Origin of the sequence: Brevundimonas aurantiaca, from assembly GCF_014199955.1 — a bacterium.
GTDB classification, from domain to species: domain Bacteria; phylum Pseudomonadota; class Alphaproteobacteria; order Caulobacterales; family Caulobacteraceae; genus Brevundimonas; species Brevundimonas aurantiaca.
The window spans coordinates 86711-110493 of record NZ_JACHOQ010000004.1; the positions used below are offsets into that span (position 1 = coordinate 86711).

21 protein-coding genes are annotated in these 23783 nt (G+C 67.6%); 12 read left to right on the plus strand and 9 right to left on the minus strand.

The window, feature by feature from the left end:
- Positions 1-4: 4 nt before the first annotated feature.
- The 3 genes from rpoH to GGQ93_RS10445 all read right to left on the minus strand — a co-directional run bounded on the left by rpoH (position 5) and on the right by GGQ93_RS10445 (position 2450).
- Positions 5-892 carry an RNA polymerase sigma factor RpoH gene (rpoH, locus tag GGQ93_RS10435; RefSeq protein ID WP_082382620.1) on the minus strand — a complete coding sequence of 296 codons (888 nt, stop codon included), beginning with the start codon at positions 890-892 and terminating at the stop codon, positions 5-7.
- Positions 893-1128: 236 nt separating this feature from the next.
- Complete coding sequence (locus GGQ93_RS10440; protein WP_183216836.1) at positions 1129-1431, minus strand: GNAT family N-acetyltransferase; 303 nt, start codon at positions 1429-1431, stop codon at positions 1129-1131.
- Between the two features lie 8 nt (positions 1432-1439).
- Positions 1440-2450: an RluA family pseudouridine synthase gene (locus tag GGQ93_RS10445; RefSeq protein WP_183216838.1), complete on the minus strand. Its 1011-nt coding sequence runs from the start codon at positions 2448-2450 to the stop codon at positions 1440-1442.
- A gap of 101 nt (positions 2451-2551) precedes the next feature.
- On the opposite strand from GGQ93_RS10445, the gene GGQ93_RS10450 reads away from it, so the two are divergent.
- A complete protein-coding gene (locus GGQ93_RS10450) occupies positions 2552-3187 on the plus strand; it encodes a DUF2799 domain-containing protein (protein ID WP_183216840.1) in 636 nt (211 codons plus the stop codon).
- 17 nt (positions 3188-3204) lie between these two features.
- On the opposite strand, the gene fba is transcribed toward GGQ93_RS10450, so the two are convergent.
- The 3 genes from fba to gap all read right to left on the minus strand — a co-directional run bounded on the left by fba (position 3205) and on the right by gap (position 6774).
- Positions 3205-4290: a class II fructose-bisphosphate aldolase gene (fba, locus tag GGQ93_RS10455; RefSeq protein WP_183216842.1), complete on the minus strand. Its 1086-nt coding sequence runs from the start codon at positions 4288-4290 to the stop codon at positions 3205-3207.
- A gap of 103 nt (positions 4291-4393) precedes the next feature.
- Positions 4394-5590 (minus strand): phosphoglycerate kinase, encoded by a 1197-nt coding sequence (locus GGQ93_RS10460; protein WP_183216844.1) that lies wholly within the window; start codon positions 5588-5590, stop codon positions 4394-4396.
- Positions 5591-5766: 176 nt separating this feature from the next.
- Entirely contained in the window at positions 5767-6774 is a 1008-nt protein-coding gene (gene gap / locus GGQ93_RS10465) for a type I glyceraldehyde-3-phosphate dehydrogenase (protein WP_183216847.1), read from the minus strand.
- A 252-nt stretch (positions 6775-7026) separates the two neighbouring features.
- Here gap and GGQ93_RS10470 point away from each other — a divergent pair, with 252 nt between their 5' ends.
- The 11 genes from GGQ93_RS10470 to GGQ93_RS10520 all read left to right on the plus strand — a co-directional run bounded on the left by GGQ93_RS10470 (position 7027) and on the right by GGQ93_RS10520 (position 18860).
- Positions 7027-7179 (plus strand): hypothetical protein, encoded by a 153-nt coding sequence (locus tag GGQ93_RS10470; protein ID WP_183216849.1) that lies wholly within the window; start codon positions 7027-7029, stop codon positions 7177-7179.
- Between the two features lie 90 nt (positions 7180-7269).
- Positions 7270-9009: a dihydroxy-acid dehydratase gene (gene ilvD / locus GGQ93_RS10475; protein ID WP_183216851.1), complete on the plus strand. Its 1740-nt coding sequence runs from the start codon at positions 7270-7272 to the stop codon at positions 9007-9009.
- Positions 9010-9015: 6 nt separating this feature from the next.
- Positions 9016-10029, plus strand: a complete 1014-nt coding sequence (ilvC, locus tag GGQ93_RS10480) for a ketol-acid reductoisomerase (protein ID WP_054764918.1) — start codon at positions 9016-9018, stop codon at positions 10027-10029.
- 18 nt (positions 10030-10047) lie between these two features.
- Positions 10048-11760: an acetolactate synthase 2 catalytic subunit gene (gene ilvG, locus GGQ93_RS10485; RefSeq protein WP_183216853.1), complete on the plus strand. Its 1713-nt coding sequence runs from the start codon at positions 10048-10050 to the stop codon at positions 11758-11760.
- Between the two features lies 1 nt (position 11761).
- Positions 11762-12013 carry an ACT domain-containing protein gene (locus tag GGQ93_RS10490; RefSeq protein WP_054764920.1) on the plus strand — a complete coding sequence of 84 codons (252 nt, stop codon included), beginning with the start codon at positions 11762-11764 and terminating at the stop codon, positions 12011-12013.
- Positions 12013-13260 carry a 2-isopropylmalate synthase gene (locus GGQ93_RS10495; RefSeq protein ID WP_183216855.1) on the plus strand — a complete coding sequence of 416 codons (1248 nt, stop codon included), beginning with the start codon at positions 12013-12015 and terminating at the stop codon, positions 13258-13260. The genes GGQ93_RS10490 and GGQ93_RS10495 overlap by 1 nt, the downstream gene beginning before the upstream one ends.
- A complete protein-coding gene (leuC, locus tag GGQ93_RS10500; RefSeq protein WP_183216857.1) occupies positions 13253-14665 on the plus strand; it encodes a 3-isopropylmalate dehydratase large subunit in 1413 nt (470 codons plus the stop codon). The genes GGQ93_RS10495 and leuC overlap by 8 nt, the downstream gene beginning before the upstream one ends.
- 149 nt (positions 14666-14814) lie before the next feature.
- Positions 14815-15399 carry a 3-isopropylmalate dehydratase small subunit gene (gene leuD / locus GGQ93_RS10505; RefSeq protein WP_183216859.1) on the plus strand — a complete coding sequence of 195 codons (585 nt, stop codon included), beginning with the start codon at positions 14815-14817 and terminating at the stop codon, positions 15397-15399.
- Positions 15399-16505, plus strand: a complete 1107-nt coding sequence (leuB, locus tag GGQ93_RS10510) for a 3-isopropylmalate dehydrogenase (RefSeq protein WP_183216860.1) — start codon at positions 15399-15401, stop codon at positions 16503-16505. The genes leuD and leuB overlap by 1 nt, the downstream gene beginning before the upstream one ends.
- A 219-nt stretch (positions 16506-16724) precedes the next feature.
- Positions 16725-18074 (plus strand): ammonium transporter, encoded by a 1350-nt coding sequence (locus GGQ93_RS10515; RefSeq protein WP_054764925.1) that lies wholly within the window; start codon positions 16725-16727, stop codon positions 18072-18074.
- Positions 18075-18158: 84 nt separating this feature from the next.
- Entirely contained in the window at positions 18159-18860 is a 702-nt protein-coding gene (locus GGQ93_RS10520; protein WP_182714320.1) for a TorF family putative porin, read from the plus strand.
- A gap of 64 nt (positions 18861-18924) precedes the next feature.
- On the opposite strand, the gene GGQ93_RS10525 is transcribed toward GGQ93_RS10520, so the two are convergent.
- From GGQ93_RS10525 to GGQ93_RS10535, 3 genes are read right to left on the minus strand one after another with little or no spacing between them, the layout of a single operon-like run.
- Positions 18925-21297, minus strand: a complete 2373-nt coding sequence (locus tag GGQ93_RS10525) for a glucan 1,4-alpha-glucosidase (protein WP_183216862.1) — start codon at positions 21295-21297, stop codon at positions 18925-18927.
- 8 nt (positions 21298-21305) lie between these two features.
- Positions 21306-22238 (minus strand): alpha/beta hydrolase, encoded by a 933-nt coding sequence (locus GGQ93_RS10530; RefSeq protein WP_183216864.1) that lies wholly within the window; start codon positions 22236-22238, stop codon positions 21306-21308.
- The gene (locus GGQ93_RS10535; RefSeq protein WP_183216866.1) at positions 22235-23767 is read right to left on the minus strand and encodes an MFS transporter; all 1533 of its coding nucleotides are present in this window, start codon (positions 23765-23767) and stop codon (positions 22235-22237) included. The genes GGQ93_RS10530 and GGQ93_RS10535 overlap by 4 nt, the downstream gene beginning before the upstream one ends.
- Between the last annotated feature and the right edge of the window lie 16 nt (positions 23768-23783).

The window sequence follows — 23783 nt, forward strand, 5'->3', positions numbered from 1 at the left end:
GAAATCAGGCGTCGACCAGATTGCGCTCTTCGGCGGCGGCCCGCATGGCCTTTTGCAGTTTTTCGAAGGCGCGGACCTCGATCTGACGCACCCGCTCGCGCGAGACGCCGTAATGGCCGGCGAGTTCCTCAAGCGTGACGGGGTCGTCCTTGAGGCGGCGCTCTGTGAGGATGTGTTTTTCCCGATCCGTCAGCTCCTCCATGGCCTCCTGCAGGAGGCTCATGCGGATGCCCTTTTCCTCGTCGTCGGCGAGCTGGGTCTCCTGGGAGACGGCCGTGTCGTCGGCCAGCCAGTCCTGCCATTCGCTTTCGCCGTCGGCGCGCAGCGGCGCGTTTAGCGAGGCGTCGCCGCCGAGACGGCGGTTCATGTCGGTGACTTCCTGTTCCGACACGCCCAGTTTGGTTGCGATGGCCGACAGATGTTCGGGGCGCAGATCGCCTTCCTCGAAGGCCGAGATCTGGCTCTTGGCCTTGCGCAGGTTGAAGAACAGCTTCTTCTGCGCGGCCGTGGTGCCCATCTTCACCAGGGACCAGCTGCGCAGGATGTATTCCTGAATCGAGGCGCGGATCCACCACATGGCGTAGGTCGCCAGGCGGAAGCCCTTGTCCGGATCGAACTTCTTGACGGCCTGCATCAGGCCGACGTTGCCCTCGGATATCACCTCGCCGATCGGCAGGCCGTAGCCGCGATAACCCATGGCGATCTTGGCGACCAGGCGCAGGTGGGAGGTGACGAGACGGTGGGCGGCTTCCGGATCCTGATGCTCGGACCAACGCTTGGCGAGCATGAACTCCTCGTCCTTGGTCAGCATCGGAAACTTGCGGATTTCCGTCAGATAACGCGACAGGCCCTGTTCAGGCGACATCACCGCGAGCGTGCTATTGGCAGCCATATGGTCCCTCCGACCGTCTAGAACGAGCGGGCGCTTCGCCGTCGGCCACGGCATGTGCGCCGACGCCTCACCCCTCAACCGGTGAAGTAGCGATGGGTTGCCGCCATTGTTAGGGGCGGATCGTCACACGAAAGCGTGACCGTGACCCCGGCGCCACTCACGCCGACCGGCTCAATATAGAACTTAGTCAGTTGCTATTCAAGACGCGCATCGGGGACGAGGCGCCTAGGGGGCGGTCAGATCCCCAGTATGCCGCGATAGGTCGGATGCACCGCCTCAGCGTGTTCGGGGTGTTTCTGAAGATAGGCGGAGAAGAAGGGGCAGACCGGCAGGATCAAGAGGCCCCGCGCCTGGGCGTCGGCCAGGACGTGACGGGCCAGGCGGCTGGCGATCCCCTGGCCTTCCAGCCGCTCGGGCACCAGGGTCTCGGTGATCATCAGATTGGGCGGCGACAGATTGTAGGTGACGACGGCCGTCTCTCCGTCGACCGGCAGTTCATAGCGGTTGAGCGCGGTATTGTCGTGGATATCGGGGTCCATCAGCGGCCTCACAGGGTGGAGAGCAGGATTTCCAGGGCCGCCATGTCGGCAGGCGGGTCGGTTTCGAAACGCAGGGGCGCGCCGGTGATCGGATGGACGAAGCCCAGGACGGCGGCATGCAGGGCCTGGCGCGTCAGTCCGACCTCGGCGATGGCGGCGCGGACCGGGGCGGCGGGGCTGCCGGAGCCATAGACGGGATCGCCCAGGATGGGCGCGCCCTTGGACGACAGATGAACCCGGATCTGGTGGGTGCGGCCGGTTTGCAGGGTGCAGGCGACACGCGCCGCCAGGGGCGCGCCGCCGGCGCGGGCCGGTTCGCCGAAGGTCCGCTGGACCCCATAGTCGGTGATCGCCTCGCGCCCGCCCGTCTTCAGCACGGCCATCTTCTTGCGGTCGGCGGTCGAGCGGCCGATGCGCGTCTCGATCCGGCCCTGGAGCGGGGTCGGCGCGCCGCGGGTCAGGGCGACATAGGTGCGTTCGATGTCGTGGGTGGCGAACAGGGCCGACAGGCCCTGGTGGGCGCGGTCGCTCTTGGCCGCGACCATGACGCCCGAGGTGTCCTTGTCCAGCCGGTGGACGATGCCCGGTCGGGCGACGCCCCCTATGCCGGACAGGCTGTCGCCGCAACGGGCCAGCAGCGCATTGACCAGGGTGCCGTCGGGCGTGCCCGGCGCCGGATGGGCGGCCATTCCGGCGGGTTTGTCGATGACGATCAGGTCCGCATCCTCATAGAGGACCGCAAGCGGCAGGACCTGGGGCTGGGGAGCGGCGGGGGCGACGGGCGGCAGATCGACCCGATAGAGGCCCGGCTGGGCCTTGGCCGAGCCGCCGGTCAGGACGACCCCGTCACGGCGCACCGCCCCCTCGGCCAGCAGGGCCTGGAGACGCGCGCGCGACAGGTCGGGAAAGGCCTCGGCCAGGGCCTTGTCGAGGCGGACGCCGGACAGGTCGATCCGGGCCTCCAGGGTCTCGGCGGCCGGCGCCGGGTCTTCGTCGTCGATCAGTTCGGGGTCGGACACCCTCTATCCGTAAAGCATCGGAAGATCGGCTTCCAGCGAGGGCGCTTGCGTCGGGCCTGATCTGACGTGAATAGTGGCGCTTGGGGGCGTGGGGAACCGTGATGAAGACCTTGATGATCGCGAGCGGCGTCGCCGCCGCCGCCGTTCTGCTGGGCAGTTGCTCGACCATGAGCCAGGAAGAGTGTCTGGCCGGCGCCTGGGGCGACAAGGGTTACGCCGATGGGGCGGCGGGCTATCCGATGAGCCGGCTGGACGACCATGCCCAAGCCTGCGCCAAATATCAGGTCGCGCCCGATCCGGCGACCTACAGCCGCGCCCGCGAGGACGGGCTGCGCGGCTATTGCACCTTCCAGCGCGGCTGGATCGAGGGGCGGGCGGGCAACACCTATTACGGCGTCTGTCGGCCCGAGGAGGAGGCGGCCTTCCTCCCGGCCTATAACGACGGGCGGCGACTGCATGAGGCGGCAGCGGCGGTGGAGGCGGCCGAGAGCGCGCTGAGAAGCGCCGAGGCGCGGATCGACGACCGCGAGGACAAGCTGGACGCCAAACAGCGCGAACTGCGTCAGGACGGCTTGACCGACGAGGAGAAGGAGCGGATCCGCAACCGAATCGAAGAGGTGCGGGGCGAAATCCGCGACGCTCGCCGCAACGCCCGCGACGCCAGGGACGAGCTGGACCGGGCGCGCTGGCAAGAGGACCGGGTGCGGTTCGAACTGAGCGGCCGCTACCCGGTCTGATCAGGGAGGGGCGGTCGTCAGGCCGCCTTGACCGCCGCATTGCGGAAGGACGGGTCAAGCTCGCCCGAGGCGTAGCGTTTGGCCATGTGGGCGGTGGACAAGGGGCGGATGCGCGAGGCCTGGCCCTCGCAGCCGAACTGCTGATAGCGCTCCTTGCAGAGCTTCTTCATCGCCTCCTTGGCGGGCTTCAGATAGGCGCGCGGGTCGAACTCGCCCGGCTTTTCGGCCAGGACCTTGCGGATGGCGCCGGTGATGGCCATCCGATTGTCGGTGTCGATGTTGACCTTGCGCACGCCGTGACGGATGCCGCGCTGGATTTCTTCGACCGGCACGCCCCAGGTCTGGGGCATCTGACCGCCGTACTGGTTGATGATGTCCTGAAGCTCCTGCGGCACGGACGACGAGCCGTGCATGACCAGGTGGGTGTTGGGCAGGCGGCGGTGGATCTCCTCGATCACGTGCATGGCCAGGATTTCGCCGTCCGGCTTCTTGGTAAACTTGTACGCGCCATGGCTGGTGCCCATGGCGATGGCCAGGGCGTCGACCTTGGTGGCGGCGACGAAGTCGACGGCCTGATCCGGGTCGGTCAGGAGCTGGGAGTGGTCCAGCTTGCCCTCGAAGCCGTGGCCGTCCTCGGCCTCGCCCATGCCGGTCTCCAGCGAGCCCAGAACGCCCAGTTCGCCCTCGACCGAGACGCCGCAGGCGTGGGCCATTTCCGTGACGCGGCGGGTGACCTCGACATTGTATTCGTAGGAGGCGGGGGTCTTGGCGTCCTCTTCCAGCGAGCCGTCCATCATCACCGAGGTGAAGCCGTACTGGATGGCGGTGGCGCAGGTGGCCGGGCCGTTGCCGTGGTCCTGGTGCATGCAGACGGGGATGTCGGGATAGAGTTCGGCCAGGGCGTCGATCAGCTTGGCCAGGACGATGTCGTTGGCGTAGTTCCGGGCGCCGCGCGAGGCCTGGATGATCACGGGCGCATTGACCTCATGGGCCGCCTCCATGATCGCGAGGCCCTGCTCCATGTTGTTGATATTATAGGCGGGAAGGCCGTAGCCGTTCTCCGCCGCGTGGTCGAGCAGCTGTCGCAGCGTGATGCGCGCCATGATGAAGTCTCCTGAGCCGAAAGTCTTTTTTGATTGGGCGCGAGACTAGCGGGCGGCGCGCTCAAAGTCACGCCGTGTTACAGTTGTTTCCGCTGCGTCAGGCTCAGGCGCGCAGGGCCTCGACCCCCGGCAGGGGCTTGCCCTCCATCCATTCCAGGAAGGCGCCGCCGGCGGTGGAGACGAAGGTCATGTCGTCCGACACCCCCGCGTGATTCAGGGCCGAGACCGTGTCGCCGCCGCCGCCGACGGCGGTCAGGACGCTGGCCTTGGCCAGGGCCGCCGCATGACGGGCGACCGTCACGGTGGCGGCGTCGAAGGGCGGCACCTCGAACACGCCCAGAGGGCCGTTCCAGATCAGGGTCTTGGAGGCCGTCAGGGCCTCCAGCAGACGCGCGACCGTGGCCGGGCCGGCGTCCAGGATCTTGTCGTCGGCCGACAGGGCGGCGCCGGCGGCGACCGGGCGAGCGGCGGCGCCCGGCTTGACCTCGGTCGCCACCACGAAATCGACCGGCAGCAGCAGTTTGCAGCCCCGCGCCTCGGCCTCGGCCATGATTTCGCGGGCCGTGTCGGCCATGTCGCGCTCGGCCAGGGAGCCGCCGATGTCGATGCCCTGGGCGTACAGGAAGGTGTTGGCCATGCCGCCGCCGATGGCCAGGCGGTCCAGCTTGCCGACCAGGTTTTTCAAGAGGTCCAGCTTGGTCGAGACCTTGGCGCCGCCGACGATGCCGATGACCGGCTTTTGCGGATTGCCGAGGGCCGCATCCAGGGCGTCCAGTTCGCGGCGCATGGATTCGCCGGCGTAGGCGGGCAGGTGGTGGGCGATCCCCTCGGTCGAGGCGTGGGCGCGGTGCGCCGCCGAGAAGGCGTCGTTGACATAGAGATCGCCCAGATCCGCCAGCTTCCGGGCGAAGACCGGATCATTGGCCTCTTCCGCCGCATGGAAGCGGACGTTCTCCAGCAGGACCACGCCGCCGGCGTCCAGTTCGCGGATGGCGTCCACGGCGTCCGGGCCGATGCAGTCGTCGGCGAAGCGGACGGGGGCGCCGAGCAGGGTCTCCAGATCATCCACGACCGGCTTCAGGCTCATGGACGGGACGCGCTGGCCCTTGGGACGGTCGAAGTGAGCCAGAAGCGCGACCTTGGCGCCGGCGTCGCGCAGACGCTGGATCGTCGGCAGGGCGACCCGCAGACGGGTGTCGTCCGTGACCTTGCCGCCCTCCATAGGGACGTTGAAGTCCACGCGGACCAGGGCCGTCTTGCCGGCGAGATCCTTGGCGTCGTCGAGGGTGCGGAAGGTCATGGCTTCGATCTCTCATGATCCTTCTCCCACGGGGAGAAGGTGGCTCGCGGAGCGAGACGGATGAGGTACAGCCGGTGGGCCAATTCGCACACCGTGACCTCACCCTTTCGCGCCAGAACGGCGGCTGCGCCGCCGTGCGCTCAAGCCCTCTCCCGCTGGGAGAGGGAGGCGGGGGTTTAAAGGAACTTCGCCATCACCAGGGCGGTGTCGCTCATGCGGGTCGCGAAGCCCCATTCGTTGTCGTACCAGCTCAGCACGCGGGCCAGCTTGCCGTCGACCACCTGGGTCTGGGGCAGGGCGGCGGTGGAGGAGGCGGCGATGTGGTTCAGGTCGCTGGAGACCAGAGGGTCGGTCGTGGTGAACAGGACGCCCTTCATCGCCCCGTCGGCGGCGGCCTGAAGCGCCTCATTGATCTCGGCGACGGTCACCTCGCGACCGGCGACGACCTTCAGGTCGACGACCGAGACGTTCGGGGTCGGGACGCGGATCGAGGAGCCGTCCAGCTTGCCCTTCAGTTCCGGCAGGACCAGGCCCAGGGCCTTGGCGGCGCCGGTCGAGGTCGGGATCATCGACAGGGCGGCGGCGCGGGCGCGGTACAGGTCCTTGTGCATCGTATCCAGCGTCGGCTGGTCGCCGGTGTAGGAGTGGATGGTGGTCATATAGCCGCGCTCGATGCCGAACAGGTCGTTCAGCACCTTGGCGACGGGGGCCAGGGCGTTGGTGGTGCACGAGCCGTTCGACACCACGATGTCGTCGGCGGTCAGGGTCTCGTGGTTGACCTTGAAGACGATGGTCTTGTCGGCGCCGTCGGCCGGGGCCGAGACCAGGACGCGCTTGGCGCCGGCCTTCAGGTGGGCGCTGGCCTTGTCCTTCGACGTGAAGATGCCGGTGCACTCCAGCGCGATGTCCACCTTAAGCTCGGCGTGCGGCAGATTGGCCGGATCACGTTCGGCCGTGACCTTGATCTTGCCCGTGCCGACGTCGATCCAGTCCTCGCCCGAGGTCACCGTGCCGGGGAAGCGGCCGTGCACCGAATCATAGCGGAACAGGTGGGCGTTGGTCTCGACCGGGCCCAGATCGTTGATCGCCACCACCTCGATGTCCGTGCGGCCGTGCTCGATGATCGAGCGAAGGACGAGACGGCCGATGCGGCCGAAACCATTGATGGCGACGCGAACGGTCATGGGGGGCTCCTCTGAACGATTATGTTGTTGGCGGTCTCAATGGAACTGTCGCGGCCCGGTTTCAACCCCGCGCGGGGCCTGCGGCCCTAACAAGCGGTTAGGAACCGTTACGGCCGGCGGAGAGACTTGCGGGCGCAAGGTAAGAAACACCTCCATGGCGGTCGTCGTCGGCCTTTTGAGCAAAATTTTTGCGACAGGGGTTGTGCGGCCCCGGCCCATATGGTTTCTTGGCGTCAGAACAGGGAGCCGCCCGTGGCTGTGATGACGCGCGACATGACGAAGGGACGCACCGCTGACGCGGTCGTGGCCGCTCGCGCGCCGATCGGCCTGGAAAGCCCTGTAATCCTCATTCTCCTCGTACTCCTCGGCCTGCTTACGCAAGCGGCGTGGATGCACGCGACCTGACCTAAACACACTCAGGATCGCCTCGCACCACCCCGCTCCCGAAAGGAAGCGGGGTTTTTCGTGCTTGGCGGTTCGAAACGAACCGGACCGATGACGCAAGATTCTACCTCAGAGCCCAGAAAGCCCAACGCGCGCAGCGCGGCGGTGACGGCCGGTCCGAACCGGGCCGCCGCCCGCTCCTATCTGCGCGCCGCCGGGATGCAGGACGCCGACTTCGACAAGCCGATGATCGGCATCGTCAACACCTGGTCGACGGTCACCCCGTGCAACATGCACCTGGACCGGCTGGCCAAGGACGTGCGGGCCGGGATCATCGCGGCCGGCGGCTATCCGGTCGATTTCAACACCATCGTCGTGACCGACGGCATTTCGATGGGCACGGCGGGCATGAAGGCCTCGCTGATCAGCCGCGAGGTCGTCGCCGACTCGATTGAACTGGCGATCGAGGGGCACCAGCTGGACGGCGTGGTCTGCATCGTCGGCTGCGACAAGACCATTCCGGCGGCGGCCATGGCCCTGGCGCGGATGGATATCCCCGGCCTGGTCTATTACGGCGGCACCATCATGCCGGGCGTGATCGGCTCGAAGGAGGTCTCGGTCCAGGAGGTGTTCGAGGCCATCGGCGCCCATTCGGCCGGCGCGTTGGACGACGCCGGTCTGAAGGCGGTCGAGCAAGCCGTCTGCCCCGGCGCCGGGGCCTGCGGCGGCCAGTTCACGGCCAACACCATGGCCATGGCCCTGTCGGTCATGGGCATCAGCCCCATGGGCGCCAATGACGTGCCGGCGGTCGATCCCGGCAAGGCGGCCGAGGGCGAGCGTTGCGGCCGGCTGATCGTCGAACGGGTCTTCGCCGGCGACACGGCCCGCAAATACATCACCCGCGCCAGCCTGAAGAACGCCGCCGTCGCCGTCTCGGCCTCGGGCGGATCGACCAACGCCGTCATGCACCTGACGGCCATCGCGGCCGAGGCCGGGATCGAGTTCGGGGTCGAGGACTGCCACCAGGCCTGTGTCGAGGCGCCGGTGATCTGCGATCTGAAGCCTGGCGGCCGTTTCCTGGCCTCTCACCTGTTCGCCGCCGGCGGCACCCGCCTGGTGACCCAGCGGATGGCCGAAGCCGGCAAGATCGTGAACACGCCCACCGTCAGCGGCCGCAGCCTGTTCGCCGAGGCGGCCGAGGCGGAGGAGACGCCGGGCCAGGTCGTCGTGACCACCTTCGACGCCCCCGTGATGGACCGCGGCAGCTTCGCCGTCATCTACGGCGATGTCGCGCCCGAGGGCGCGGTGATCAAGCTGACGGGTCACAAGGTCGACAAGTTCGAAGGTCCGGCCTGTGTCTTCGACAGCGAGGAAGACGCCTTCCACGCGGTCCAGGACGGTTCGGTGGGCGAGGGCGACGTCATCATCATCCGTTACGAAGGCCCCAAGGGCGGCCCCGGCATGCGCGAAATGCTGCAGGTCACCGCCGCCTTGAAGGGCCGCAAGATCGACAATGTCGCCCTGCTGACCGACGGCCGCTTCTCGGGCGCCAGCTACGGCTTCGTCGCCGGCCATATCTCGCCGGAAGCCGCCGTCGGAGGCCCGATCGCCCTCATTCGCGATGGTGACCGCATCACCATCGACGTCCCCAACCGCCGGATCGACGTGGACGTCGATCTGGCGACGCGCCGGGCGGGCTTCACGCCCCACGTGGTCCGCCCGGCGCGAGGCGTCTTCGCCAAATACCGCGCCTCGGTGGCCTCGGCCGCCCAGGGCGCGGTCACCATCCCCAACCCCCCGCCGGCGCAAATCCCGGCCTCTCACAAATCCGCTGCTGCTCAGGACGCCTGAATTCTCATGGCCATCACCATCTACACCAACGAAGACATCAAGCCGGGCGCGATCGCCGGGCAGCGCATCGCCATCATCGGCTATGGCTCGCAGGGTCGCGCTCATGCCCAGAACCTGAAGGACAGCGGCCATGACGTGGTCGCCGGCGTTCGTCACGGCGGCACGGGCTGGAAACACGCCACCGCCGACGGCGTCCCGACCGCCGAGCCGGCCGAAGCGGTCAAGGGCGCCGACATCATCGCCATCCTGACCCCCGACATGGTTCAGGATCAGGTCTATCGCGACATCATCGAGCCGAACGCCAAACAGGGCTCGGCCCTGCTGTTCGCCCACGGCTTCTCGATCATCTACGGCCGCATCACCCCGCGCCCCGACATGGACGTCATCCTGGTCGCGCCCAAGGGACCGGGCGATCTGGTCCGTCGCGAGTTCCAGCGCGGGCGCGGCGTGCCCAGCCTGTTCGCGGTCGAGAAGGACGCGACCGGCAAGGCCCGCGACCGGGCCATGGGCTACGCCAAGGGCAACGGCGGGGCGACCGGCGGCCTGCTGGAAACCACCTTCCGTGAAGAGACCGAAACCGACCTGTTCGGCGAACAGGCCGTCCTGTGCGGCGGCGCCAAGGAACTGGTGATGCAGGGCTTCAACACCCTGGTCGAGGCCGGCTACCAGCCCGAGATCGCCTATTTCGAATGCCTGCACGAGCTGAAGCTGATCGTGGACCTGTTCTACGAAGGCGGCATCTCGAAGATGCACCACTTCATCTCCGAGACGGCCAAGTACGGCGCCGTCGCCAGCGGCCCGCGCGTCGTCAACGAAGAGACCAAGGCCCGGATGAAGACCATCCTGGACGAGATCCAGGACGGTACCTTCGCGCGCAACTGGATCGCCGAGAACGAGGCCGGCAAGCCCCAGTACGAGGCCTGGCTGAAGGCGGACCGCGAGAGCCAGATCGAACAGGTCGGCGCCCGTCTGCGCGAGCGGATGGCCTGGCTGAACACGCCCAAATCTGAAGCGGCCTGAGCCCGAGCGAAAGACCGGATGACCCTGATGACCGCCGCCGCCTTCAAATCCTCAGCCGAGGCCGCCCCCCAATCGGGGGCGCGCCTGCTGGTCTCCACCCTGGAGCGGCTGGGCGTGGAGGTGGTGTTCGGTTATCCGGGCGGCGCCATCATGCCGGTCTATGACGCCCTGGCCGGATCGAAGCTGAAGCATATCCTGGTCCGCCACGAGCAGGGCGCGGCCTTCGCCGCCGACGCCTATGCCCGCAAGAGCGGCAAGGTCGGCGTCTGCATGGCCACCTCCGGCCCGGGCGCCACCAATCTGATCACCGGCATCGCCAATGCGATGATGGATTCGGTGCCGATGGTCTGCATCACCGGCAATGTGGCCCAGGGGCTGATGGGCACCGACGCCTTCCAGGAAATCGACATTCTGGGCGTCACCCTGCCGATCGTGAAACACTCGATCCTGGTTCGCGATGCGGCCGATGTTCCGGCCGCCGTCGAGGAAGCCTTCCATATCGCCGCCTCGGGCCGTCCCGGTCCGGTCCTGGTCGATCTGCCCAAGGACGTGCAGTTCGCCACGACCAGCGACGACTACGGCTTCCACATTCCCAATGAGACTTCGCGGATCGACCACGACGCCGTCGCCGCAGCCGAGGCCGCGATCCGGGCGGCGAAGAAGCCGCTGGTCTATATCGGCGGCGGGGTGAAGATCGGCCGCGCGACCGAGGCTTTGCGCGCCTTCGTCGCCGCGACCGGCATCCCCCAGGTCTCGACCCTGAACGCCTTGGGCACCGTCCCGACCGACGCGCCGCGCATGCTGGGCATGCTGGGCATGCACGGCGCGCGCGCGGCCAATCATGCGGTTCAGGACAGCGACCTGCTGATCGTCGTCGGCGCCCGGTTCGACGACCGCGCCACCGGCAAGCTGGCCGAGTTCGCGCCCAACGCCCGCATCGTTCATTTCGACATCGACGCCTCCGAAGTCGGCAAGCTGCGGGCGGCCAATGTGGCCGTGGTCGGCGAGCTGAAGGACGGGATCGAGGCCTTGACGACGCGCATGGCCGGCGGCCCGGCTCTGGACATCCAGCCCTGGGTCGAGGCGTGCGTCGACGCCGCCCGGACCGGCGCCTATCGCTATGATGCGCCGGGCGAGGGGGTCTACGCCCCGGCCCTGCTGAAAGAAGTGTCCGAAGCGGCCGGAGACGCCTTCGTCGCCGCCTGCGACGTGGGCCAGCACCAGATGTGGGCGGCCATGCACTGCCGCTTCTCCAGACCTGAGGCCCACATCACCTCGGGCGGTCTGGGCGCCATGGGCTTTGGCCTGCCCGCCGGCATCGGCGCCAAGCTGGCCGATCCGTCGGCGACCGTCGTCACCATCGCCGGCGACGGCGGCTTCATGATGAACATCCAGGAGCTGGCGACGCTGAAGCGTTACGGCATCCCGCTGAAGATCGTGCTGATCGACAATTCCTCGCTGGGCCTGGTGCGCCAGTGGCAGGAGCTGTTCTTCGCCGAGAACTATTCCGAGATCGACCTGTCCGACAATCCGGACTTCGTGAAGGTGGCCGAGGCCTTTGGCATCGAGGCCTTCCGTATCGATCGCCGCGATCAGGTGTCCGAAGGCATCCAGCGCTTGCTGGCCGCCGAAGGCCCCTGCCTGGCCCATGTGGTCATCGATCCCCGAGACAATGTCTGGCCGCTGGTTCCGCCGGGCAAGAGCAATGCTGAAATGATGGAGGGCTCCTGAGATGAGCAACACGATCCACATCCAGATCGACCGTGCGGACGGTTCGCTTCAGCGTCTCATCGGTCTTGTGGAGCGCCGGGGCTTCCACATCGACGGCATCAACATGGCCGACGAAGGGGCCTTCCGCCGTATCTCCCTGACCATCCGCGGCCGAGACGCCGGTCGGTGCATGGAGAATCTGGGTCGCCAGATCGACCGCCTGTTCGGCGTGCGCCGGATCGGCAACGACATTATTCAATCCGAGGCTGCGTAATGACCGCCGAACAAGTACGAGTATCCGGCGTATCCCGAACTGAGGAGATCGCCGCCGACCCCAACCGGGTCATCGTCTTCGACACGACGATGCGGGACGGGGAGCAGGCGCCGGGCTTCTCCATGACCGCCCAAGCCAAGGTGAAGATGGCCCAGGTCCTGAAGGACCTGGGCGTCGACGTTATCGAGGCCGGCTTCGCCGCCGCCTCTCCGGGCGACGAGGACTGCATCCGCCGCGTGACCGGCGAGGTCGAGGGGCCGGTCTTCTGCTCCCTGTCGCGCGCCAACGAAAAGGACATCGACGCCAGCTTCCGCGCCCTGCAGCCGGCGCCCAAGTCGCATCGTCGCTGCCACACCTTCATCGGCACCAGCCCGATCCATCGCTCGGCCAAGCTGAAGATGTCGACCAACGAGGTTCTGGCCACGGCCGTCCGGGCGGTCGAATACGCCGCCAGCCTGTTCGACGACGTCGAGTTCTCGGCCGAGGACGCCTTCCGCACCGAGCCCGAGTTCCTGGCCGATGTGCTGGAGGCCGCCGCCGACGCGGGCGCCCGGACCCTGAACGTGCCGGACACCGTCGGCTATGCGACTCCGGAAGAGGTGCGCGAGACCTTCCGCGCCCTGGCGGCGCGGATCCACAAGCGCCACCCCCATGTGATCTTCTCGGCCCACTGCCACGATGACCTGGGCATGGCGGTCGCCAACTCCCTGGCTGCGGTCCAGGGCGGGGCGCGTCAGGTCGAGGGCGCGATCAACGGCATCGGCGAACGGGCCGGCAACGCCTCGATCGAAGAGGTCATCATGGCCCTGAAGGTGCGCGAAGACCGCTATGGCGTCGCCATCGGCGCCGACAGCCGCCATCTGGTCCGCGCCTCCAAGATCCTGTGCGAAATCACCGAGACGGTCATCGCCCGCAACAAGTCGGTGGTCGGCATCAACGCCTTCGCCCACGAGGCCGGCATCCACCAGCACGGCATGCTGGCCGACAGCCGCACCTATGAGATCATGCGGCCCCAGGACGTAGGCTTCGAAGGCAGCTGGTTCGTTCTGGGCAAGCACTCGGGCCGCCACGCCATCGCCAAGCGCGCAGAGACCATCGGCCGGCCCATCGAGGGCGACCGTCTGGCGGCCGTCGTCGCCGGCTTCAAACAGCGCGCCGACCAGATCGGCGAGATCAGCGACGCCGAACTGATCGCCATCATTGATCGCGTCGACGGCGTTGAGGAGACGGTGGCCCAGTATGCCTGATCCAAAGACCCTGTTCGACAAGGTCTGGGACGCTCATGTGGTGCGGCCGGAAACGGCCGATACGCCGGGCGTCCTGTATATCGACCTGCATCTGGTGCATGAGGTCACCAGTCCCCAGGCCTTCAGCGAGATCGAGGCCCGCGGCCTGAAGGTGCGCCGGCCCGACCGGACCTACGCCACCCTGGACCATTCGACCCCGACCCTGCCGGCGGGGCTGAACGGGCTGAAACCCTATGTCACCCCGCAGGCCGAGGCCCAGGTCCATACGCTGGAGCGAAACTGCGCCGCCCACGGGGTTCCCCTGGCCGGCTGGGGATCTGAAGACCGGGGCGTGGTCCATGTCATGGGGCCGGAGCTGGGCCTGACCCAGCCGGGCATGACGGTCGTCTGCGGCGACAGCCATACCGCCACCCATGGGGCGTTCGGAGCCCTGGCCTTCGGCATCGGCACCTCCGAGGTCGGCCATGTGCTGGCGACCCAATGCCTGTTGCAGCGCAAGCCCAAGGCGATGCGGGTGACGGTGATCGGCGAACTGCAGTCGGGCGTGTCGGGCAAGGACGTCGCCCTGGCCGTGATCGCCGCCATCGGCTTCGGCGGCGGCACCGGCTACGTCATCGAATATGCGGGCGAGGCGGTGCGGTCGCTGGACATGGAAGGGCGGATGACCCTGTGCAACATGTCCATCGAGGCCGGCGCCCGCGCGGGGATGATCGCCCCGGACCAGACCACGATCGACTGGCTGCGGGGCCGCAAACATGTCCCCGCCGACTATGAGGCGGCGACCGCCGAATGGCTGAAGCTGGCCACGGACCCGGGCGCGACCTTCGACAAGGAAGTCGTGATCGACGGCGCCGCCATCCGGCCGATGGCGACCTGGGGCACGACGCCGGACGCCGGCGCCCCCATCGGCGCGCCCGTGCCCCAGCCCCAGTCGGACAGCGACCGCAAGGCCATCGCCTATATGGGCTTCACCCCCGGCGAGGCGACGACCAGCCAGCCGGTGGACGTGGTCTTCATCGGCTCCTGCACCAACGGCCGCCTGCCCGATCTGCGCGCCGCCGCCGAGGTTCTGCGCGGCCGCAAGGTCAAGCCGGGCCTGCGCATGCTGGTGGTTCCCGGTTCGGAGGCCGTTCGCCGGGCCGCCGAGGCGGAAGGACTGCACGAGGTCTTCATCGCCGCCGGGGCCGAATGGCGCATTCCCGGCTGTTCCATGTGCATCGCCATGAACGGCGACGTCGTCGCGCCCGGTCAGCTGGCCGTCTCGACCTCCAACCGCAATTTCGAAGGCCGCCAGGGCAAGGACGCCCGCACCATACTGGCCAGCCCCGCGACGGCTGCGGCGACGGCGGTGGCCGGTGTGCTGACCGATCCGCGCGTCTTTCTGAACGAGGTCGTGGATGCGTAGCGACACCCCCTTCCGCTCATCCCGGCGAAAGCCGGGACCCAGTGCTTTCGCGAAGCACAATGCGCGGGATCGCCGACAGGGCGCGACGGGTGACGCCTGTCGCCCACAGAACTGGGTCCCGGCTTTCGCCGGGATGAGCGGAGTTTTTGATGTCTGAGCCCTTCACCACCCTGACCTCGAAGACCGTGATCCTGAGCCAGGCCAATATCGACACCGACCAGATCATTCCGGCGCGTTTTCTGACCACGACCACGCGCGAGGGGCTGGGCAAGGCGGCCTTCTATGACTGGCGCTATGAGGCCGACGGCTCGGAAAAGCCCGAGGCGATTCTGAACCGGATCGATCCGGCCGAGCATCGCATCCTGCTGGCGGGCAAGAATTTCGCCTGCGGCTCGTCGCGCGAACACGCCCCCTGGGCCCTGTACGACTATGGGTTCCGGGCGGTGATCTCGACCGAGATTGCTGACATTTTTACATCTAACGCCTTGAAAAACGGCCTGCTGCCCGTCGTCGTCAGCCAGAATGTCTGGGACGATCTGGCGTCGCAGCCGGACCAGCCGGTCACAATCGACCTCGAAGCCCGGCAGATCCGGCGCGGCAATGCCCAGCCCGTGCCGTTCGAGGTCGAATCCTTCGCGCGCCAGTGTCTGTTGAACGGGGTGGACACCCTGGGCTGGCTGCAATCAAACCTGCAAGAGATCGAAGCCTTCGAGCGTTCGAGAGAGACCGTCTGATGACCCAAGCCGCCCCCAAGACCTATGAGATCGTCCTGTTGCCCGGCGACGGCGTCGGGCCGGAGGTGACGCGGGCCGCGCGCGACGTGCTGGCGGTCATCGGCGACTTCTACGGCCACAGCTTCAACTTCACCGAACATCTGATCGGCGGCGCCGCCATCGACGAGACGGGCGAGCCCCTGCCGGAGGCGACGCGGGCCGCCTGCGTCGCCGCCGACGCCGTCCTGCTGGGCGCCGTGGGCGGTCCCAAATGGGACGGCGGCAAGCGCCGGCCCGAGGAAGGCCTGCTGGCCATCCGCAAGGCCATGGGCCTGTTCGCCAATCTGCGGCCGCTGCAGGTCTCGCCGGTCCTGGCGCACCGTTCGCCGCTGAAGCGCGAGATCGTCGAGGGCGTCGATCTGATCGTCTTCCGCGAACTGACCGGCGGCGTCTATTTCGGAGAGAAGACCCGCACCGCCGACCGCGCCACCGACCTGTGCGAATATACGGTTCCCGAGATCGAGCGCGTGACGCGCGCCGCCTTCCAGACCGCGCGCCAGCGCCGCGGCAAGGTGACCTCGGTCGACAAGGCCAATGTCATGGAGACCAGCCGCCTGTGGCGCGAGGTCGTGACCCGTATCCATGCCGAGGAGTTCCCCGAGATCGCGCTGGAGCACGCCCTGGTCGATTCCATGGCCATGCACCTGATCAGGAAGCCGCGCGAATACGACGTCATCCTGACCGAGAACATGTTCGGCGACATCCTGTCGGACGAGATCTCGGTGCTGGGCGGTTCGATCGGCCTGCTGCCGTCGGCCTCGCTGGGCACGGAAGGGCCGGGCCTGTTCGAGCCGATTCACGGATCTGCGCCGGACATCGCCGGTCAGGACCTGGCCAATCCGGTCGGCACGATTCTGTCGGCGGCCCTCTTGCTGCGTCACAGCCTGAAGCTGGAGGACGAGGCGGATTCCATCGAGGCTGCGGTGGCGGCCGTCCTGGCGGCCGGCGCCGTGACCGCCGATCTCGGCGGAGCCCTGGGCACGCGGGGGGCGACCGAGGCCGTCATCGACGCCATCCGCGCCATTCACTGGGCGACGGCGCACCGGGTGCAGATGCACTGGGCCTGAGGGGCGTCGCGCCGCCCCTGAATTTCATGCCGGGAACAGCGTTCCTTGAAACATGAATCTGAACCTTAAGCCTCGAAGGACGAATGGATCATGCGAGGCTTAACTTTTTTGACAGGACCGTTGCAAGAAAGTTGCACCGTTTCAGCCTGACCCCCTTGCGTCGAACGCGATTGCAGTAAAACCTTCGCACTTGCGAGATTGCCAAGGGGGTATTTGCTTATGTCGCACGTTTGGAATCGACTTCCGGGGGTCGCTGCGCTCCTGCTTCTGACCATCGGGCTCTTTTACGCCGGCGGGGCCTTCGCCCAGACGCCGGAGGCGGCGCCCGCCCTGCTGGCGCACCAGTCGGCGCTGGAGCTGGACGGCGCGGGCACGGCCTGGCTGGGCACGTCCACGGCCCTGGTCCTGCTGATGACCCTGCCGGGACTGGCCCTGTTCTACGGCGGCATGGTGCGGCGCAAGAACGTCATCGCCACCATCACCCAGTCGGTCGGCGTCTTCGCCGTCGTCTCCCTGGTCTGGTTCATCGCGGGCTACAGCATCGCCTTCGGCGCCAACGCCGACGCCGCGCTTCAGCCCTACGTCGGCAGCCTGGACATGCTGTTCCTGAACGGCGTGACCCTTGGCACGGCCAACAGCCTGCTGACGGGCATTCCGGAATATCTGTTCATCGCCTTCCAGATGACCTTCGCCATCATCACCCCGGCTCTGGTCACCGGCGCCTTCGCCGAGCGGATGAAATATTCGGGCCTGCTGCTGTTCACGGCCCTGTGGTCGCTGCTGATCTATTCCCCCATCTGTCACTGGGTGTGGGGCGGCGGCTTCCTCGGTTCCGCCGGCGTGCTGGACTTCGCCGGCGGCGCGGTGGTTCACGTCAACTCGGGCGTGGCCGGTCTGGTCTGCGCCATCTTCCTGGGCCGCCGCAAAGGCTATGGGGTCGAGCCGATCAATCCGCACAACCCTGTCCTGACCATGATCGGCGCCTCTCTGCTGCTGGTCGGCTGGATCGGCTTCAACGCCGGTTCGGCGGGCGCCGCCAATGAGCTGATGGGCGTGGCCCTGCTGAACACGGTTCTGGCCGCCGCCGCCGCCGCCCTGACCTGGAAGATCATCGAACTGATTGAGAAGAAGAAGGTCTCCCTGATCGGCATGCTGTCGGGCGTGGTCGCCGGCCTGGTCGCCATCACCCCTGCGGCGGGCTTCGTCGATCCCAAGGGCGCGGTCATCATCGGCCTGATCGCCGGTCCGGTCTGCTACATCTCGTCGGTCTGGATCAAGAAGCTGCTGCGCTACGACGACTCGCTGGACGCCTTCGGCATCCACGGCGCGGGCGGTCTGATCGGCGCCCTTCTGACCGGCGTCTTCGCCACCACGGCGATCAACAGCCTGTCGGAAGGCGCCAATGTCGGCGCCCAGGCCATCGGCCTGGCCTGGACGATCGCCTACAGCGCGGTCGGGACCTTCATCATCCTGGTGATCTGCAAGTTCACCACGGGTCTGCGGGTCAGCGAGGCGGAAGAAGCCGCCGGTCTGGACACCTCGTTGCACGGCGAGGCGCTGGAACACTGAAACCAGAGGGCGCGGCCCGCCGGCCGCGCTCTCCCAATTCTTCGGCGCTCGCCGACCTCTCTCGAATCATAAGGGATAATGACAATGGACTTCAAAGTGTTTCGTTTGGCGGCTGCCGCCGCTGCGACCGTCGGGCTGTTCGGCCTGGCTGCGCCGGCTTCAGCCCAGAGCAACGTCGATGTCTCGGTAAGCGGGAATTTCGGCATCGTCACCGATTACGTTTTCCGGGGCGTCAGCCAAACCAACGAAGATGCCGCTATCCAGGGCGGCCTGGATCTGACGGCAGGCGGTTTTTACGCCGGCGTGTGGGCCTCCACAGTCGATTTCGGGGACACGACGGACGCCGAGGTCGATATGTATGGCGGTTATCGTTGGGAAGCGGCCGGCTTCGCCTGGGATGCGGGTCTGGTAGGCTATACCTATGCTAAGGAGCCCGCCTTTGCGGACTACACGTACGCCGAAGCGAAGCTGGGCGTGTCCCGAGCGTTTGGACGGGCGACCGTAGGCGCGGTGGCCTACTATTCGCCTGACTTCTTCGGCGTGGATGATGAGGCGACCTATGCGGAAGTGAACGCCACCTTCAGTCCGATTGACAAGTGGACGGTTTCGGGAGCGGTCGGCAAGCAATGGCTGGACGTCAGCGACGACTATCTCACTTGGAATGTCGGTGTCGCTTATGCGCTGACGGACGATCTGGCCGTGGACGTCCGCTACTACGACACCGATGTCGATAATGCGGCGAACTATGAGGACCGTGTGGTCGCAGGGATCAAGGTGGCGTTCTGATCGAGCGGTTCGTTTGATAGGGTGAAGAAGGCCCCGGAGCACTGGCTCCGGGGCCTTTTTCGTATCAGCGGGCGTAGCGGCTTTCGACCGGCTCGTACCGATCCCATACCTTGCCGTCGGCCAAGGACCGCAGCAGCTTCAGATATTCGGCATGGGTCCAGGCCAGGGGGGTGGCCGAGTCGGTGTTCTGGCCCAGGGCGTAGTCGCGCGCGGTAGGGTCGCCGACCCCGTCCCAGACCTGTTCGGCCAGCATCAGCCCGTCATTGGCGAACCGCTCCATGCCGCGCACATAGGTCTGGCGGATGGCGGCGATGTCGGCGGCGGACGGAGCGCCGTTCAGGCTGACGCGGGCCAGCTCATAGTGGCCGCGCTCGCCGGTGAAGAAGGGCCAGACCCGACCCCGCTGCCCAGGGCTCATCTGCCCGCCGACGCCGTAGTTGGCGCCCGTGACATGATCCTCGCCATAGCCGTCAACGCCGTAGCGGCGCCAGCCCGGCGTCTGGTCGCCCTCCGGCCCGAAATCGTAGCGGACCCGGTACAGGTCCTCCAGGCTCTGATCGTCATAGACGGGCAGGGTAGCGAGGATGTGCGGATCGTCGGCCTTGCGCACCCCGTAGCGGACCAGTTCCAGGAAGCCGCCGTCCACGACCCGGTCCTCCTGGGGCGCGATCTGGCCGTTGGCGGCGCCGATCGGGGCCTTGTCGTTCGGGTTCTCGTTCCGAGTGATGCGGATGAAATAGCGGCCGTCGCCGAAGTCGCCGCTGGTCGTGAACATCCGCTCTTCGATCTTGGAGGCGTAGCTGTCGGCGGCGAGCTGATAGCGGGTCGCTCCCGCCGCATCGCCCGAGGCGCGCGCCATTTCGGCCGCGACCGTCAGCCCGGCCACCACGGCGGCGGTGGTGGAGGGGGAATAGCCCTGCTGCTCCTCCCAGCGCTCCTGCTGGGTGAAGGGCGGCTTGATCTCGGCGTCGTTCCACAGAAGGCCGATCTTGCCGCCGTCCACCAGGAAGTCGGCCGCCGGCTTCAGCATCGAACGATAGTGGTCGGCCATCTGGGCGTCGGACAGCCAGCCCAGCTTCCACAGACGATAGCCCAGCATGATCGGCATGGCCGTCTGGTCCAGCTGGACCGCGACCCATTCCAGTTCTCCGTCCACATGGGTCTTCTGCAGGAACCAGCCGCCGACGCCGGTATTGCCGGGCGTGTCCGGGCCGACCTGGACCTGGGGCAGATAGTTGAAGGCCGCCAGCGGCGTCTCCTTGTCGCCCAGCGCCGCCAGGGCCATGGCTACCTGATAGAAGTCGCGCGGCCAGACGGCCTTGTAGCCTGTCGAAGATTTCGATGCGTCCACCGTGTCGCCCCAGGGGTTGGACAGGGAGGCGATCAGGGCGCCGGCATGGGTGCGGTCCTCCTGCACCTTCAGCATCAGGGCCGAGGCGTAGGCCAGCTTGCCGCCGTCCGTCGCCTGTTCGGCGATGCGCGGCAGTTCGGTCAGGGAGGCGACATAGTCCTCCCAGCCGATGCGATCACTCTCGCCGTTGAACCGGGCCAGGACCTCGTCCAGGCCGGTCGCAAAGGCGCCGTCCGCCGCCGCCTGGGCCTGGGCCTCGCTGGAGCCGAAGCCGATCACGAAATCGCGGGTCAGGCTCTGCCCCTGACGCAGGCGCGGCAGGGCGCCCGTCATCATCGTATTGCCCGCCGTCTCACCGGTGGAGGCGTAGGTCCAGTCCATCCGGCCGTCCTTCAGGTCGGTCAGACCGTCCGAGGCGCCGACGAAGCCGACGCCGGCCTTGTCGAACGGACGGCTCGGCTTGAGCACCAGATGGGTGTCGCCTTCCCAGGCATGGAAGGCCTGGCGCGTGACCTGACCCCGGTCGTCGACGCCGGTGTTGGCGATGTGCGGCTCCAGCAGCAGATAGGGCGTGGCCTCTCCGCTCAGGGCCGTGATCTTGACCCGCAGCACCAGGGCGTTGCGGTCCGGGTCGGTGAAGATGCGTTTCTCGATTTCGAACCGGCCGGCCTTGTCGCGCGTGGTGACCCTATAGGCCGGCGACAGGGGGCGGCCCTGGGCGTCCGTATGCAGATATTCGGTCTGCTCGGTGGTGTCGGGCCCCTCGACCGCCAGGCCGTCCGGCGTGACCACCGCGAAACGCAGGGCCTTGATCTGGGCCTCGTGGATCAGGCCGTACATGGTCTCGGTCAGGACGCCGTCGGCGATGGAGAACCAGACCTTCGACACCGCGCCGGTCGGGCCGCCGTCACGGTACTGGCCGTCGACATAGGCTTCATAGGAGGCCCCGGCGCCGGTCTTGGCGGCGCTGGACCAGGTAGGCGGATCACCCGGCGCGCCCGGAGCGATCCCGGACTGGGCCGAGGCGGTCGAGGCGAGCGCCAGGCCGGCGGCGCCGGCGAGGCAGAAGGAACGGAAGTGACGCATTGTGGTCCTCACGGGTTGCGCGTGGGGGCGGGGGAAAGAAGGAAGGTCAGGGGAACGTCCAGCCGCTGGTTCCACGAGGCCTCATTGTGCTGGGCGCCGGGGAAGACCAGGCTCTGGAAATCGCCGGGGCCGTAGCCGCGACGGCGGAAGACGGCGTCCACCTGGGTCTGGAAGGCGGCGTAGAACTGATCCAGGGTCTCATCGCCCCGGTCGAAGTAGAAGCGGTTCGCGCCGGGCGCCGGCAGGCCGCGCTCGATCACCCCGGTCCAGGCGGCGACCAGACGTTCGCGCCAGGCCTCCAGGCCTGGGCCGTCCAGACCTGTGACCCGCAGCGGCCAGTGGGTCGATAGACAGGCGGCGGCGGAGAAGACTTCCGGCCGCTTCATCACCGCATACAGGGAGATCAGCCCGCCCATGCTGGAGCCGCTGATCAGGGTGTCCTCGCGGCCGGGCAGGGTGCGGTAGGTCCGGTCCACGAAGGGTTTCAGCTCTTCGGTCAGGAAGCGGATGTAGCCGTCCGACAGGGGCGGGCCGCCATAGACGGCCTGAACATCGCCGCGCATGTCCTCGGGCAGGGCCGCGATCAGATCGGCCGGGACATATTCCCGCAGGCGAAGATCCGTGTTCCAGACGCCGACCACGATGGGCGCCCGCACCTGGCCGCCGGCGATCAGCCGCGTCAGATGCTCGTCCACCCCCCATTCGCCGAAGTTGGCCGTCGAGGGATCGAACAGATTCTGTCCGTCGTGCATGTAGAGGACGGGATAGGCCGCATCCGACGTCTCATAGCCGGGCGGCAGCCAGACGGAGACGTTCCTCGCCTTCACATGGGTCGAGGTCACGGCCTCGTGGAGGATCAGACGGCCGGCCGCCGTCTGCGCCCGTGCGGCGCCGGCGAAGGGCAGGGCGGCGGCCAAGGCCAGGAGCGCGCGGCGGTTCACGCCCTTTGCTCCCGCACCCTCAGGGCGCTGAAGGCCGCCAGCAGGAAGGAGGCGGCGCCCAGCACCAGGGCCCAGATCGCCTGGCCGCTGAAAAAGTGCTTCAGAATCAGGCCCAGCACCGTGGCCGCCAGCAGCTGGGGCACGACGATGAAGATGTTGAACACGCCCATATAGACGCCCATCTTCCGCGCCGGCACAGCCGCCGACAGGATGGCGTAGGGCATGGAGACGATCGAGGCCCAGGCGAAGCCGACCCCGATCATGGGCAGCCACAGCAGGCCCGGCTCGCGGATCAGGAAGACGCCGAACAGACCGGCGGCGCCGAGCATCAGCATCAGGGCGTGGGTCGCCCTGCGGCCGATACGCCTGGCCAGAACCGGCAGGGTGAAGGCCGCCAGGGCCGCCACCCCGTTATAGACCCCGAACAGAACCCCAACCCAGTCGGCCCCGGCGGCGTAGGCGGCCGAGGTGGTGTCGGTCGTGCCGTAGTGGACGCTGGTCACGGCGGCGGTGGTGTAGATCCACAGGGCGAACAGGGCGAACCAGCTGAAGAACTGGACCACCGCCAGATCGCGCATGGTCTGGGGCATGCGATAGACGTCGTTCAGGATCTCGGTCACGGCGTTGGCGATGCGGCGGCGCTGCATCATGCCCACGGCGATCTGCAGCAGGCCGAAGCCGACGAAGAAGCCGGCGAGAACCAGCAGCTCCTTCTCCAGATCGAGAGCGGCGATCAGCACCAGGCCAAGGGCGCCCAGGACGGCGCAGATCAGGCCGGACCCCAGCCAGCCGCGCACGCTGCGGGCCGGCGCCTCGGGCGCGTCGTCGGCGGGGGCGGCGCCCAGGGCCTGAAGCCGCGTCCGCTCGAAGGCGGCGAGCTGTTCGGGGCTGTATTCGCGGGTGCTCAAGACCGTCCACAGCACGGCCGTGAACAGGCCGGCGGCCCCGACATAGAAGGCGATCTTGACCGACAGGGGCACGACGCCCGCCTCGGCGGTCGAGACGACGCCGAAGACGTTCGACAGCAGCCAGGGCAGGACCGAGGCGAAGACGGCGCCCGCGCCGATGAAGAAGCTCTGCATCGCATAGCCGGCGGTGCGCTGCTCCTCCGGCAGGTTGTCGCCGACGAAGGCGCGGAACGGTTCCATGGTGATGTTGATCGAGGCGTCCATGATCCACAGCATGGCGGCGGCGAACCACAGGCCGGGGCTGTTGGGCATGGCGATCAGGGCCAGGGTGGTCAGGATCGCCCCGACCAGGAAATAGGGGCGGCGACGCCCGAACCGCGTCCAGGTCTTGTCGCTGAAATGGCCGACCAGGGGCTGGACCAACAGACCCGTCAGGGGGGCGGCGATCCAGAGGATGGCCAGGCTGTCGACCTCGGCGCCCAGGGTCTGGAAGATCCGGCTGGTGTTGGCGTTCTGAAGGCCGAAGCCGATCTGGATGCCGAAGAAGCCGACGCACATGTTCCAGATCGCCAGGCCGGACAGGCGCGGGCGGCGGGAGAGGAGGGGGGCGGCGGCGCTCATGACCTTCCCCCGCTTG